This is a genomic window from Bacillus sp. FSL H8-0545 (assembly GCF_038006105.1).
Lineage (GTDB): Bacteria > Bacillota > Bacilli > Bacillales > Bacillaceae_G > Bacillus_A > Bacillus_A cereus_U.
This window is the reverse complement of record NZ_JBBOUO010000001.1, coordinates 4,264,733-4,279,420: the sequence shown is the minus strand read 5'-3', so window position 1 is coordinate 4,279,420 and position 14,688 is coordinate 4,264,733. Positions and strand designations below refer to the sequence as shown.

Below are 14,688 nucleotides of genomic sequence, written 5' to 3'. Positions count from 1 at the left end.
TGGACTCGAAAGAAATGAGTTATATAACTTTTGTTGGATAGATAAAAACTATTGAAGGGGAGTACAACATGATTAGTATGTCATTAAGGTCGTTTAAAATTCAATCGTATTATCTACTAGGTATTCTGTTATTAGGCTGGATGTTAACACCCTTTTCAGCACATTTTCTAGGTGCAGGAATTGGACTTATTGTAAGCATGTATTGTGTTTGGATTTTAGGAAGGCGTATCGAAAAACTTGGGGATAGTATCGTAAAGAAGACGAAAGCGCCGACGCTTGGTATGTTTAATCGCTACGCAGCGGCGATCCTTGGTGCAATTATTATGTACGAAATTGAGCACCATATGGTTATGTGGGCATTTGCAGTTGGGATTATGGGTGGTTATTTCTTAATCGTTGTTAATTTAGGCTACTATAGCATGAAAGATGAAAAGGAACTAACAAAGAGCTAAAAAAGATAAAAAGCTTCTTTTAAGTTGGAATAGAGGATCCGGCGATGAATAGAAGCGGTTAGATCCTTTTTTAGCCCCATGCGGTGTGAAGCCAGAAGGATGTAGTGAGTAGGGAAATAGTTTGTGTGTTCGAAGTCGTGATTTATATGTGTGAAAATCTAAGTATATAAATTGAAAATTGTGGTTGGAAAGTTTTAAGTTGGAACAGAGGGTCTGGCGACGGATAGAAGCGGTTAGATCCTTTTTTAGCCCCATGCGGTGTGAAGCCAGAAGGAGCAAGTGAGCGTAAAACCTATTTATATTTTCGAAGCCGTGGTTTGTATGTGTGTAAATTAAAGAATATATAGAAAGAAGCTTACGCGAAAAACGTAAGCTTCTTTTTTATGTAAGTATGTGTAACCGTTAAGCCGCATTGGGTTTTGTCGGTGAGTACGCGAAACTTTTGGCTACACGATACTTATTCATATGAGTAAAGGGTTATTGCAACAGAAAGTTTATCCCGCATTAACGGGCAGTAAAACTCCCACCTCAAAATTCAGGTGGAGCAAAGAAGTTAGGTGGGAGATCAACTGCCCGTAAATGCCCGATTGGTTCAACTAATAATCAGTGGGGGATGAACAAAACCCCCACTGATTAAAGTTTCACTTTATATATTAAGCGATTGGACCGCCTAAGTTAATAATATCTTCAGAAACGCTATCGAATTTTTTGAAGTTTTCTTTAAATTCGTTTGCAAGCTCAATTGCTTTCGCTTTGTAAGCATCTTTATCAGCCCAAGTTTGTTCAGGCATTAATACTTCGTCAGGTACACCTGGAACGTGACAAGGTACTTCAAGGCCAAAGATGTCGTGTTTTGCAGTTTCAGCTTTAGCAAGTTCACCGCTTAGTGCTGCTTGAATCATTGCACGAGTGTAACCTAAGTTCATACGTTTACCAACACCGTATTCGCCACCAGTCCAGCCAGTGTTTACTAAGAATACTTTTGCATTATGTTTCTCGATTTTTTCACCAAGCATTTCAGCATAACGAGATGCATCAAGCGGTAAGAATGGTGAACCGAAGCAAGTAGAGAATGTAGCTTGTGGAGATGTAACACCGCGCTCTGTTCCTGCTAGCTTACTAGTGTAACCGCTTAAGAAGTGGTACATAGCTTGCTCTTTTGATAACTTACTGATTGGAGGCAATACGCCAGATGCATCAGCAGTTAAGAAAATAATTGTATTTGGATGTCCTGCAACACTTGGCAGTACGATATTGTCAATCGCATGCATAGGGTATGCAGCACGTGTATTTTCTGTTAAAGTAGTATCGTTATAGTCGGCGATGCGTGTTTGACCGTCAATGACAACGTTTTCTAAAACGGAACCAAATTTGATTGCATCGAAGATTTGTGGCTCTTTCTCATGAGAAAGGTTTACACATTTTGCATAGCAACCGCCTTCAATATTGAATACACCGTTATCAGACCAACCGTGCTCATCGTCACCGATTAATTTACGGTTTGGATCAGCAGATAATGTTGTTTTGCCTGTTCCAGATAAACCGAAGAATAGTGCTACGTCGCCTTCTTCGCCTACGTTTGAAGAGCAGTGCATAGAAAGAATGTCTTGTTCAGGTAGTAAGAAGTTCATAATAGAGAAGATTGATTTTTTCATTTCTCCAGCGTATTCTGTACCACCGATTAGTACGATACGTTTTTCGAATGAAACCATAATGAATGCTTCAGAATTTGTACCGTCAATTGCTGGATCTGCTTTGAAGTTTGGTGCAGAAACAATTGTGAACTCTGATTCGTGAGTTGCTAATTCTTCTTCATTTGGACGAATAAATAATTGATGTACGAACAAATTATGCCATGCATATTCGTTAACAACTTGAATTGGTAGGCGATAGTTGCGATCAGCGCCAGCAAATCCTTTGAAGATGAATAACTCTTCTTTTTCTTTTAAGTATTCTAAAACTTTTATATATAATTTATTAAAATGTTCTTCAGAGATCGGTTGGTTCACGGCTCCCCAAGCAATTTTGTCAGCAACCGATGCTTCCTTCACAATAAATTTATCTTTAGGAGAACGTCCTGTGTATTTTCCTGTTGAAGCAGAAACGGCACCAGTAGAAGTTAATTTCCCTTCGTTTCGCATTAATACTTTTTCCACTAATTGCGGAACACTTAATTGAATCTGTGCATTGCTTCCGTTCAATAATTCATGTAAACCAATTTGGACATTCACAGTACTCATATTTATATACCATCCTTTTCATTTAATGAAATATTTCTCGTAATCCCCATCAAGAGTATAACACAATTATATAAATAATGTATACTATTTATTTATTTTTGTTTGTGTGAATGTATCATTTCCTTATTAATATTTCATTCTATGCGCATTGAGAAAAACTTTCAGGAAAATGTGAATATTAATTGACAAATGAATATCATTTCTTTAGTATAGGTTGGGACGGATACTCTCTTATCCCGAGCTGGCGGAGGGACAGGCCCGATGAAGCCCAGCAACCTCACTTGTAGTGGTAAATACAGGTGAATAGGTGCTAAAACCTGTGCGAGGCTAACGGTCTCGAACGATAAGAGCAAAGGGCAAAAAGCAGTATGCAAGTAGCAAATTAAACCTTTCCTCTATGTTAAGTAGGAAAGGTTTTTCTGTATGCTTGTGTGGGAGAATAAATGTATGTCGCAGTTTGTGGCAAATTAAGGATGAGTTCCGTACAATATATACAATTACTGTAGGGAGGTTTACCACATGACAAAAAAACGTCATCTGTTCACATCTGAGTCTGTAACTGAAGGACATCCAGATAAAATTTGTGACCAAATTTCTGATTCAATTTTAGATGCGATCTTAGCAAAGGACGCAAATGCACGTGTAGCTTGTGAAACAACTGTAACAACTGGTTTAGTATTGGTAGCGGGGGAAATTACGACTTCTACTTACGTAGATATTCCAAAAATCGTTCGTGAAACAATTCAAGGCATTGGTTACACACGCGCAAAATATGGATTCGATGCAGAAACTTGTGCAGTTTTAACATCTATCGATGAGCAATCTGCTGACATCGCTATGGGTGTTGACCAAGCGCTAGAAGCACGCGAAGGTCTAATGACTGACGCTGAGATTGAGGCAATTGGTGCAGGAGACCAAGGTTTAATGTTTGGCTTCGCATGTAATGAAACACAAGAATTAATGCCACTTCCAATCTCGCTTGCTCACAAATTAGCTCGTCGTTTAACTGAAGTACGTAAAGATGACACATTATCATACTTACGTCCGGATGGAAAAACGCAAGTTACAGTTGAGTATGATGAAAATGGTAAACCTGTACGTGTGGATACAATTGTAATTTCTACACAGCATCATCCAGATGTTACATGGGAAGAAATCGATCGCGATTTAAAAGAACATGTAATTAAAGCTGTAGTTCCAGCAGAATTAATGGATGGAGAAACGAAATTCTTCATTAACCCAACTGGCCGCTTCGTAATTGGTGGACCACAAGGTGATGCTGGTTTAACAGGACGTAAAATCATCGTTGATACTTACGGTGGATACGCTCGCCACGGTGGCGGTGCATTCTCTGGTAAAGATGCAACGAAAGTTGACCGTTCAGCAGCATATGCAGCTCGTTATGTTGCGAAAAACATCGTAGCAGCTGGTCTTGCTGACAAAGCAGAAGTACAACTTGCATACGCAATCGGCGTAGCGCAACCAGTATCAATTTCAGTTGATACATTTGGCACTGGTAAAGTATCTGAAGACGTACTAGTGGAACTAGTTCGTAACAACTTCGATCTTCGCCCAGCTGGTATTATTAAAATGCTAGACTTACGTCGCCCAATTTACAAACAAACAGCAGCTTACGGCCACTTCGGACGTACTGATGTAGATCTTACATGGGAACGTACAGACAAAGCAGCTACTTTAAAAGAGCAAGCTGGTCTATAATATATGAAAAAGAAGCTTTGCGCGTGTCGCAAAGCTTTTTTTATTTGGTTTTATCCCGCATTAACGGGCAGTAAGCCTCCCACCTCAAAATTCGGCTGTAAAGCAAAAAAGTTAGGTGGGAGGCTTACTGCCCGTAAAAGCCCGATTGGTTCAACTAATAATCAGTGGGGAAGAACAAAACCCCCACTGATTAAAGTTTCACTTTATTTACTACTTGAATGCAAGAACTACAATAAACTTCCCCGTCTAGCTCAATATACTTCTTCATATTTGTCATACCACTTGCCGGAAATGGCATGTGAATCCATGTTTTTTCATACGTTTGTATTTCCTTTTCACATAATTTACAAAGGATTGGTTTCTTACGGAACATAGACAATCAACCTTTCAGTTGACGCGCTTTTCCTGCGCAAAAAGCACTGCTCAGTAAAAATAGCGTTGCAAATATAATACTCACTAATGTAGCGTATGGAATTGCGCCTTTTAAAGAAAAGCCGACAGTGATGGAAGCGACAAATAAGAGGATGAATGTCGTTGTTAATTTTTTATAAAGTTCCATAGTATGTGAACCTCCGAATTATTTTGTATTGTAAATTTAAAAACTAAACCTATTATGTAGAAAACATAAGAAGAGATAAATAGTAGCTAATGATGTGAAAGCTAGGAGTATAAGAAATGGAAATAGTATACCTATTTAAATTCCTTTTTGTGGGTTTTAATACTTATATTGTATCATGACGTATCGGTGGCTTCATACAGAATTGTGTAAAGATATGTATGATAAAATGAAGAAAAGCTTTTAAGAAGGGGAAGATGAAAAATGAGTGTAACTGAACATAAAAAACAAGCGCCAAAAGAAGTGCGTTGTAAGATTGTAACGATTTCCGATACACGTACGGAAGAGACGGATAAGAGTGGTCAATTGTTACATGCATTATTAATAGAAGCAGGACATAAAGTGAACTCTTATGAAATTGTGAAAGATGATAAAGAAAGTATTCAGCAGGCTGTGTTAGCTGGTTATCATAGGGAAGATGTTGATGTTGTGTTAACGAATGGCGGAACTGGTATTACGAAACGTGATGTAACGATTGAGGCAGTGTCAGTGTTATTAGATAAAGAAATTGTTGGATTTGGTGAGTTGTTCCGTATGATAAGTTACTTAGAAGATATCGGAAGTAGTGCGATGTTAAGTAGAGCAATCGGCGGTACAATCGGACGTAAAGTTGTCTTTTCAATGCCAGGGTCTAGCGGAGCGGTTCGTCTTGCGATGAATAAGTTAATTTTACCGGAATTAGGTCATATTACATTTGAGCTGCATCGCCAATGAAAATTGCAGGAATTGTATTAGCCGGCGGACAGTCTAGTCGTTTTGGAGAGCCGAAAGCATTGGCAACTTGGCGCGGGAAAACATTTATTGAGTATAGTATAGAGGCATTGAAAGAGGTTGTTACAGACGTTGTTGTAATTAGCAACCCAGCGATTACTAATGATCTCTTGCATATATTGCATGTACCAGTTGTAGAAGATATCGCGATGTATAAAGGAAACGGTCCGCTTGCTGGTTTATTAACAGGAATGAACCACTTACATGCGGATTGGTACATTGTTGCACCTTGTGATACGCCAAATATATCGAAGCAGTGGGCACGAAAAATGGTTTCATATATAAATGAAGATATCGAAGTGATTGTTCCGGTTATCGACGGACGAAAACAACCGCTTTTAGCACTCTATCATCGCGATGTAAAAGAGAAAATAGAATATCTGTTGCAAGAGGAGAAACGAAGTGTGCAGCAGTTATTATCACAGTGTCACGTTCGGTATGTAACAGTGGAAGAATCGCAACTGCCCAAAGAGTTATTTCTGAATGTAAATACAAAAGAAGAATATAGCCAATTACAGAAGAGAAAGTGATATGAAGCTTGTTCATAGCCCAAATTATTTTCAGCAGTAGGGATTATGTGAATAAAATGGATCTCTTCTACCGGTAAAAACCAATTATGAAATTGATTCATATACATCTTTAGTTCTATATGATAGACATAGAATATATTTACAATTATAACATTTGATGGGTGGCGGAATGAAGAGGCCTGTTTTATACTAATATTGTGTCATCCCTTCTAAGGGACAGCGCACAGCCGGTGATTGGCTAATGAGAACCTTCTCATTTTGCCAGTGCCGGTTTTTTAGTAGATAATGATGATAATAAAGTGAAACTATAATCAGTGGGGGTTTTGTTCATCCCCTACTAATTATTAGCCTTCACCAATCGGGCGTTTACGGGCAGCAGGGCTCCCACCTGACTTTTGAGGTGGGAGTCTTACTGCCCGCAAATAGCGGGATAAATTTTTTTGAGGGAGGGATCGTTTTGAAAAAGATAGATTTTACTTCTATGAGAGAGCAAGTAGCTAGTTTTTATATTTATTCTATCTCTTTTCTTGGTTTAACTGCTGTTATTATTTCCTTATTTTTAAGTGAAATGCCTTCCCATCTTATACTGCTTTTGTTGTTAATTATGTTTATGGGAATTACTGAGTATTTTCCTATCCGCATTTGGAGAGGGGGGATCACACTCAGCCTTACACTTATTTATACAATGAATTGGCAGTTTGGAATGCATATAACTGTTGTTTCGTGTGTGGGTGTGATGTTAAGTATCCAATTGCTTCGCCGATTACCTATGCAAAGGACGGTATTCAATTGTGCGCAACTTGCTCTTAGTATCGTATTAGCAGAATGGTTTTCCAGTGGATGTTTCTCTTTTTTTATTTCTGGAATGAATCTTTCAGTTTTATATGAAAAATTTATAAGCTTGTTTTTATTCAGCGCATTTCTTTGCCTTTTTAACAGTTTATTTTACGATCTTTTAATCATACTTCTTCCTCAGCCCTATCCGCTAGAAGAGTGGCGTAAAAAGAATATATTAGTACTCTTGAGTTTGAGTTTTTGTTTATTTTATTCTTCACTTATACATATTTTAGATTACCGATATCGCGGAGTGATGGATGAAATCATGGTTCTATTCTTCTTTTTCCCGCTTGTGGCAATTTGTATCATTAGCTCTTTCGTTAGACAAATACGGGTGGAAAAAGAACGATTATATAAGCTTTTTTCCATTACGACGGAATTAAGTCATGGATTATCTGCCGGAAACTTACAGCAGATGAAACAATCACTGAAAGGATTCTTAGGAATACAGGCATATGTTTTATGGGCAAAAGATGAAGAGAACTGGACACTTTTATTAAAGGATGGAAAAGTACGTCGTGATATTTCTAATTATTCTGACCTGCATAAGAAGTTTGAAGAGATATCAGAAACTGTTGTTGTTACTGATTGGAAAACAGGTATGGCTCCGGGAGATGAAGTGTTTGAAAATACTATGCGCTCGCTTGTATATTTACCTCTTAAGGTAAATCATGAATTAGTTGGAATGTTTGTGGCAGGGAAAAGCAGGAGTGCGAGTTTTATTACTGAAGATGTACAGACTTTAGCTACGTTTGCCAATCAATTAGGTAGCTTGCTTAAAACACGGACACTCGTCTCTGAACAGGAAAAAAGAACGATTTTAGAAGAAAGAAATCGAATTGCTCGTGAAATCCACGATGGAATCGCACAAGCATTGGCTGGAGTGATATTTCAGATGGAGTCAGCTCAGAAAAAATATGCAGATCGACCAAAGGACATGCAGCAAGTGGTAGATACAAGCATAAAAAAATTACGGAAGAGTTTAAGTGAAGTTCGTTATTCTATTTATGCTTTAAAGCCATATCCAACACAAAGATTAGGACTAAAACAAGCAATTATAAATAAAGTTCAATCCTTAAAACAAGAATATGGTCTAGCCATTCTATATCATGAAAGAGGCCGTTCTCGAAAACTTAGTTTTACGAAAGAACGAGTCATCTTCGATACTTTACAGGAGAGCTTGCAGAACATTATAAAGCATGCAAAGGCAGATAAAGTTGACATTTTACTAAGCTATCAACGGGAACATGTACTTTTAAAGGTAAAGGATAACGGAATTGGCTTTTCTCTTTTTGAATCTATGATTAAAGCAAAGCATGAGCCGCATTATGGTATATTACATATGAATGAACAGGCTGAACAGCTAGGGGCTACCCTTCAGATTGATAGTTCAGTAGGAAAAGGTACAGAAATCACATTGTTAATTCCAGATTCAGAAATGGGGGAGGGGTATCATGATTCGAATATTAGTAGTGGATGATCATACTGTTTTGCGTGATGGAATTCGAAGTATATTGGAACTCGAATCTGATATGCGAGTAGTTGGAGAAGCTGTTTCCGGGGATGAGGTAGTAAAGAAAGTGGAAGATTGTAGGCCTGATTGTATTTTAATGGATATTAATTTGCCGGGGAAAAATGGTATTGAGGCTACATCACTCGTGAAAGATCAGTATCCGAACTGCCGTGTTCTCGTATTGACTATGTATGAACATGATGAATACTTGATGGCTGCTCTTCGGGCAGGTGCAGACGGTTATTTACTGAAGGATTCATCATCCGAGCAGGTAGTGGCGGCAATCCGAATGGTATTACAAGGAGATTCTGTGATTCATCCGCGTATGACTAAAAAGTTGATTACATATCATCAGCAAACGAAATCAGAATCAAATGAAAATGAACTAACAGAGCGCGAAAAAGAAATACTGTTTGAATTGGTCAAAGGTTTTAGCAATAAGGAAATTGCTGAAGCTCTATATATCAGTGACAAGACAGTTAAAATCCATATAAATAAGATTTTCAGAAAACTAAATGTGAAAAGCCGTTCACAAGCAGTCATATATGCCGTGCGAAATCAGCTTGTTCCATTTTCTTAAATGAAAATCATTTAAAAGAACTACCCTGTGTTTTATTATTTTACTCAAAATAATAAAACACAGGGTAGTTCTTTTGTACTATACGGTATAGAACTAATAACTAAAAAAATATTACTTTTTGATAATTTTCAGAAAAGTTTAAATTTAATAAGATAAGAAAGTAGAGTCGTAGTCTAAAAGCTTCGGAAATTTATGTTATGCAATGACTACAAATACAAATAAATTTAGATGGGGGAACTTGTATGAAGAGAGGGAAATTTGGGAGGGTTCTTACAGGAACTTTAGTTACTGGTATGCTATTGTCACAAGGTATTCCGTATAACGTATTGGCAGAAAGTGCGGTTGAATTGAAGCCAGTTGATAATGCGGAACAGGTACTAATGAATCTGTCTCCAGAACAAAGAAAAGCGTTGGAACAGCTAGATGTAAGTCCTAATTTTACGATTTCACCTGATATTGATTCTAATAGTCCTGAATTAGTTAACGTTATCGTGGAATTCAATCAAGCTCCAGCAAAAATTGAAGTGATGAAACAAGCGGCGAAAGGGAAGAAAATAACTACTACTACTGCGCAAGCAAAAGTGGATGAAGAGCATAAAGTGTTCAAACAACATGTCGAATCCTTAAAATCGAAGAAGGATGCCGGCACTTACGATACGAAAAAAGTGAAGGTTACACGCGAATATAAGAATGCGATCAACGGTGTAGCTATGACTTTACCTGGTGTTGCAGTGCAGGAGTTGATCCAATCCGGAGTCGTAAAACGTATTTTTAAAGATTACGAAGTAAAAGTGGAACCTCCGGTAGAAACAAAGGAAACAAAAGAAACAATTCAGCCAAAAATGGCGGACAGTATTCCGCAAATTGGCGTGGACAAGCTTCATGCAGAAAACATTACAGGTAAAGAGATTAAAGTCGGCGTTCTTGATACAGGTGTTGACTATAATCATCCTGACTTAAAAGGTGCCTATAAAGGCGGATATGATTTTGTAGATAACGATGCAGATCCGATGGAAACGACATACGAGGACTGGATAAAAGCTGGTAAGCCAACATCTCCTGGCTATGTGTATTATACAAACCATGGTACACATGTAGCAGGAACGATTGCAGCTCAAAAGAAAAACAATGCGGATTATGCTGTGAAAGGTGTAGCACCTGATGTAGATTTATATGCTTATAGAGTATTAGGTCCTTGGGGCGGAGGTAATACAGCAGGAATTCTTGCTGGAATAGATAAAGCGATTGCAGATGGTATGGACGTTATCAATATGTCACTTGGTGCGCAGACTAACGATCCGTTATATGCTACTTCTGTCGCGACAAATAACGCTATGCTTTCAGGTGTGGTAACAGTTGTTGCCGCAGGTAACGCCGGACCAAACGAAAAAACGCTTGGTTCCCCGGGAACGGCAGCTCTTGGTATTTCAGTAGGGGCAAGTGATGCTGCCATGTCTATTCCTACATTCAGCGCAAGTGTATCTAACGAAAAATTTGAAAATATGCAGCTATTAGGTAAAGATTTTCCTGATAAGTTAGAAGATTTTGGGGGACAATCGTTACCAATTGTATTTGCGGGACTTGGTAAACCAGCTGATTTTACGGGGAAAGATCTTAACGGAAAAATTGCGTTAATTCAGCGTGGAGAAATTACGTTTGATGAAAAAATTAAAAATGCAAAAAGTGCTGGAGCAAAAGCGGTTATCGTATATAACAATGCTGACGGACAAATATCTGCCTACTTAGGTGAGGGGGTAGGCCTTATTCCATCTTTCCGTCTGTCAAAAGCAGATGGCGAACGGTTAAAGGCGCTAGGTGAAGTATCTTTCAAATTCGAGACGCTGAGCAATACAAAAACGGAAGGGGATCACTTAGCTGATTTCAGCTCCCGTGGGCCGGTAAATGGGAATTATGACATTAAGCCAGATGTAGTCGCTCCTGGTGTGTCGGTTTTCTCTACTGCACCGGAATACATCAATGATCCGCAGGACGGTATAAATTACGGCAATGCATATGTACGCTTGTCTGGTACTTCTATGGCGTCTCCTCACGTAGCGGGTACAGCTGCATTGATCCTGCAGGAGCATCCAGAATATACTCCTTTCGATGTAAAAGCGGCTCTTATGAATACATCCGATGATTTGAATGGCAAGAATTCTGTATACGAAGTGGGTGCGGGGCGTATCGACGCGTATCAAGCTGTTCATACGGACACATCTATCAAAGTATTGGACAAAACAAAAAATATTGAGAATGGAAATATTGTTGAAATTGATGAGCAAACAGGATCTATTATGTTCGGCAGACATTTTAAGCAAGGTGATAAACCAATTGAAGCGAGTAAAAAAGTGACGGTCCAAAACAATGGCAAAGAAGAAAAATCCTTTAAAGTAGAAGTGGAGTATCACGATGAACGTACAGGTATTCAAGATGCAGTGAAGAATGGTGTACAAGTTGAGGTACCGGCATCCATTACAGTAGCAAGCGGACAATCACAGGAGCTGGAGCCGAAAATCACGATTCCTGCTAGCGCTAAGACAGGCAGGTACGAAGGGTATATCCATGTGACTAATGCGAACAATCCGGCCGAAACGTATCAAATTCCATTCGCTGTCATGGTGACGGAAAAAGGATTTGAATATATAAAAACGACTAAACCATCCGTAACAAATACGACACCTTTCTGGCAATATTTAGAGCCTATGGTTCACGGAGTAATGAAGTTGAATAGCCCAATGAAAACAATCGACGTGCTTGTTAAGGACAGTAAAACAGGGAAAGCTGTAGGTTTTGTAGGAACAGCGAACACTAGTAAATTACTGACAGACGTAGAAACTTTTCTTATAGGAGTATTCAGCGGTACTGTCTATCCATTTACAAATGATCCTTCCAAGCCGATTGGCGATCTTCCTGTGAAGCTTCCGGCAGGCGATTATACACTAGAAATGATTGCGCACGATGAAGAAGGGAAATCGTATGTTGTAGACAATCCACTTATCGTGGATAATACAGCACCGGAAGTAAATATGGATAAAAAACCGGGTGTAATAGAGATCAATGACTCTATGTTTACGGAAGAGGATGGGCAAAAAGCGGTATGGTTGCATGGAACAGCTAAAGATTCGACGGTAGATGTATTAAAATCGAAAGGCTTAAACTATGATCAATCGTCCAACACAATGGGTTACTCTGCAAACTCTGGATTCATAGATGGGACGTTCCCAATCCAAGCAAACGGAGACGTAAAATTCGGAATTGAGGAAAGTGATATTGCAACAAAACCTTTACGTTTGACTTTGACTACGTTTGATCTTGCAACGGCAATGGGTAAACAAAACTATGTCTTTGTAAAAGAAGGTACGGAATATACGACTTCTAGTTATGATAAGACAGATGTGAAAGTCGGCGATAACGTTACGATGACACTTAGCCTTAATAATGTAAAGCAGCTTGTATCTGGGGAATTCCAGGTCGAATTCATGAAAGATTTGTTTAAGTTTGAGAATGTGAAGCTGAACAATGCGGTAAATCAGTATGCAAAGGAAAATGGCTTGGAGGTATCGCTGCAAGAACCTGTGGTGACAGAAGGAACTTACACTAATACAGTGAAGGGCGGCGCATCTATGAAAGGGAATTCATTCAGCGGTATGAACGGAGATATGCCTTTCCTTGATGTCACGTTCAAAGTAGTAAGTGATGCATATTTCGATAATGTTACCGGATTTAATGTAAAACAGGCGTCTTATATGAAAGCGGGACAAATAGCAGCTACTGCCATTCCGTTTTACAACACGCAAAATTTTAACCTTATTCCAACGCATTCGAGAGTGCAGGGTTCCATCAAACCGGAAGCATTTTTGATTGGGCCTGAGGGCTCTCAGTATTTGAGAAAAGCGGATTATACAAAAATCGGTGCCCAAGTATATGCGATGTCCCCAAAAGGTAAAAAATATCAGGGAACAATTGATAAGACAGGATTCTACACCATTCATGGTATCCCAGCTTCTACTGAAGCATACACAGTTGTTTTCGATATTCCGGGACATCTCAAATCGATGCAGAAATTCATTCCTGGATATTCTGTAAACGGTGAGATGCGCGGGCAACATGTTAGATTAGGTGCTAAAAGTCTTGCAGGGGACGTGAATGGTGATAGATTGATTGATATTCGCGATATGCAAAGTGTAGTTAATGTATACGGTAAGAAAGATGCATCCATCGTGCCGGAAGATATTAATCAAGATGGTGTCGTGGACGAGACAGATGTCCGCTTCATTGAGAAAAACTTCTTGCAAAAAGAAGTCGGTGTTCCAGAAGTAGTTAAGCCAAAAGAAACAATTGGTAAAAAAGGACTGGCAGATTTCCTACGTCAGATCGGTCTAGAACCGAAGAAATAAAGTGAAACTATAATCAGTGGGGGTTTTGTTCATCCCCCACTGATTATTAGCCTTCACCAATCGGGCGTTTACGGGCAGCAGGGCTTCCACCTAACTTCTTTGCTCCAGCCGAATTTTGAGGTGGGAGTTTTACTGCCCACAAATAGCGGGATAAAAAGAAGGTGTCTTAAGAGCGGCTGCTGATAAAAGAGGGAGAAATATCATCTTCTGTAAATATCGATAGTCGCTCTTAAATAAAACGAGAAGTTCTTTATTAAGAATTTAGTGACTATCTTAGAGGTAAATCTAAAAGACATCAGATAAGGAAACAATTCGTTTTTACTTCATAAGGACTTATCAGCTGTTTAATAGTTTAGATATTATAAAAATAGGGGGATTGTTAAAGTGAGTCTTAAGAAAAAGGTTGGTATGGGTGTTGCATCTGCAGTTCTTGGTTTATCTTTAATCGGAGGCGGAACGTTTGCGTACTTCAGTGATAAAGAAGTATCAGAAAACACGTTTGCGGCTGGTACGTTAGATTTGAGCATTGATCCACAAGTTATCATCGATGTGGACAAAATCAAACCAGGTGATCAAATAGAACGCGATTTCCACTTAATCAACAGCGGTACTTTGAAAATTAAGGACGTTCATCTTCTTACTGATTACACTGTAACAGATGCAAAAGGTGATAATGGAAATGCTGATTTCGGTGATCATGTCAAAGTGGAGTTTTTATGGAACATAGACAAAAACACAGTTCCTGTATGGGAAACTACTTTGTCTGAATTGAAACAAGCTACTGCTGATGGCAACTTGCCTGATCTTGTAGAAAAAGGTGTCGTAAACTGGGAAGGAAACGGACTTGCTCCAGGCACGGATGACACTTTCTATGTGAAATTCATATTTGAAGATAATGGAGAAGATCAAAACGTATTCCAAGGAGATACATTGAAATTGAACTGGACTTTCGATGCGGCTCAGACAAAAGGGGAAGAAAAATAAGTTCGAATTTTATTCATTATATCTATGTACCAACTGAACCGCTAAATAA

Annotated in this window: 11 protein-coding genes and 1 riboswitch; of the genes, 8 read left to right on the top strand and 3 right to left on the bottom strand. The window is 38.8% G+C overall.

Annotated elements, in window-relative coordinates:
• The first annotated feature begins 68 nt into the window (after positions 1-68).
• The gene (locus tag MHI07_RS22425; RefSeq protein ID WP_131232029.1) at positions 69-452 is read left to right on the top strand and encodes an ATP synthase subunit I; all 384 of its coding nucleotides are present in this window, start codon (positions 69-71) and stop codon (positions 450-452) included.
• Positions 453-1,105: 653 nt separating this feature from the next.
• On the opposite strand, the gene pckA is transcribed toward MHI07_RS22425, so the two are convergent.
• Complete coding sequence (gene pckA, locus MHI07_RS22420) at positions 1,106-2,692, bottom strand: phosphoenolpyruvate carboxykinase (ATP) (protein ID WP_002112418.1); 1,587 nt, start codon at positions 2,690-2,692, stop codon at positions 1,106-1,108.
• Between the two features lie 228 nt (positions 2,693-2,920).
• Positions 2,921-3,042: riboswitch (SAM riboswitch) on the top strand.
• 169 nt (positions 3,043-3,211) lie between these two features.
• On the opposite strand from pckA, the gene metK reads away from it, so the two are divergent.
• Positions 3,212-4,411, top strand: a complete 1,200-nt coding sequence (gene metK / locus MHI07_RS22415; protein ID WP_002112417.1) for a methionine adenosyltransferase — start codon at positions 3,212-3,214, stop codon at positions 4,409-4,411.
• A 190-nt stretch (positions 4,412-4,601) separates the two neighbouring features.
• Here metK and MHI07_RS22410 read toward each other — a convergent pair whose 3' ends face one another.
• Both MHI07_RS22410 and MHI07_RS22405 read right to left on the bottom strand, forming a co-directional pair.
• Complete coding sequence (locus tag MHI07_RS22410) at positions 4,602-4,784, bottom strand: hypothetical protein (protein WP_016106424.1); 183 nt, start codon at positions 4,782-4,784, stop codon at positions 4,602-4,604.
• 6 nt (positions 4,785-4,790) lie between these two features.
• The gene (locus tag MHI07_RS22405) at positions 4,791-4,970 is read right to left on the bottom strand and encodes a hypothetical protein (RefSeq protein WP_002067722.1); all 180 of its coding nucleotides are present in this window, start codon (positions 4,968-4,970) and stop codon (positions 4,791-4,793) included.
• Between the two features lie 261 nt (positions 4,971-5,231).
• Between MHI07_RS22405 and MHI07_RS22400 the strand changes: the two genes are divergently transcribed.
• The 6 genes from MHI07_RS22400 (at position 5,232) to MHI07_RS22375 (ending at position 14,639) form a co-directional block, all read left to right on the top strand.
• The gene (locus MHI07_RS22400; protein ID WP_070170620.1) at positions 5,232-5,741 is read left to right on the top strand and encodes a MogA/MoaB family molybdenum cofactor biosynthesis protein; all 510 of its coding nucleotides are present in this window, start codon (positions 5,232-5,234) and stop codon (positions 5,739-5,741) included.
• Positions 5,738-6,328, top strand: coding sequence for a molybdenum cofactor guanylyltransferase (mobA, locus tag MHI07_RS22395; RefSeq protein ID WP_340826393.1), 591 nt, complete (start codon positions 5,738-5,740; stop codon positions 6,326-6,328). Before MHI07_RS22400 ends, mobA begins: the two co-directional genes overlap by 4 nt.
• A gap of 457 nt (positions 6,329-6,785) precedes the next feature.
• Positions 6,786-8,645, top strand: a complete 1,860-nt coding sequence (locus MHI07_RS22390; RefSeq protein ID WP_340826391.1) for a sensor histidine kinase — start codon at positions 6,786-6,788, stop codon at positions 8,643-8,645.
• Complete coding sequence (locus MHI07_RS22385) at positions 8,620-9,258, top strand: response regulator (RefSeq protein WP_002160145.1); 639 nt, start codon at positions 8,620-8,622, stop codon at positions 9,256-9,258. Before MHI07_RS22390 ends, MHI07_RS22385 begins: the two co-directional genes overlap by 26 nt.
• Positions 9,259-9,500: 242 nt before the next feature.
• Entirely contained in the window at positions 9,501-13,655 is a 4,155-nt protein-coding gene (locus tag MHI07_RS22380) for a S8 family serine peptidase (protein ID WP_340826388.1), read from the top strand.
• A gap of 384 nt (positions 13,656-14,039) precedes the next feature.
• Positions 14,040-14,639 carry a TasA family protein gene (locus tag MHI07_RS22375; protein WP_131232026.1) on the top strand — a complete coding sequence of 200 codons (600 nt, stop codon included), beginning with the start codon at positions 14,040-14,042 and terminating at the stop codon, positions 14,637-14,639.
• Positions 14,640-14,688: the final 49 nt, after the last annotated feature.

Excerpts from the sequence above, each read along its gene's own strand:
- mobA (WP_340826393.1), top strand. The coding sequence starts at position 5,738 with ATGAAAATTGCAGGAATTGTATTAGCCGGCGGACAGTCTAGTCGTTTT.
- MHI07_RS22385 (WP_002160145.1), top strand. The coding sequence starts at position 8,620 with ATGATTCGAATATTAGTAGTGGATGATCATACTGTTTTGCGTGATGGA.
- metK (WP_002112417.1), top strand. The coding sequence starts at position 3,212 with ATGACAAAAAAACGTCATCTGTTCACATCTGAGTCTGTAACTGAAGGA.
- MHI07_RS22400 (WP_070170620.1), top strand. The coding sequence starts at position 5,232 with ATGAGTGTAACTGAACATAAAAAACAAGCGCCAAAAGAAGTGCGTTGT.
- MHI07_RS22425 (WP_131232029.1), top strand. The coding sequence starts at position 69 with ATGATTAGTATGTCATTAAGGTCGTTTAAAATTCAATCGTATTATCTA.
- pckA (WP_002112418.1), bottom strand. The coding sequence starts at position 2,692 with ATGAGTACTGTGAATGTCCAAATTGGTTTACATGAATTATTGAACGGA.
- MHI07_RS22405 (WP_002067722.1), bottom strand. The coding sequence starts at position 4,970 with ATGGAACTTTATAAAAAATTAACAACGACATTCATCCTCTTATTTGTC.
- MHI07_RS22380 (WP_340826388.1), top strand. The coding sequence starts at position 9,501 with ATGAAGAGAGGGAAATTTGGGAGGGTTCTTACAGGAACTTTAGTTACT.
- MHI07_RS22410 (WP_016106424.1), bottom strand. The coding sequence starts at position 4,784 with ATGTTCCGTAAGAAACCAATCCTTTGTAAATTATGTGAAAAGGAAATA.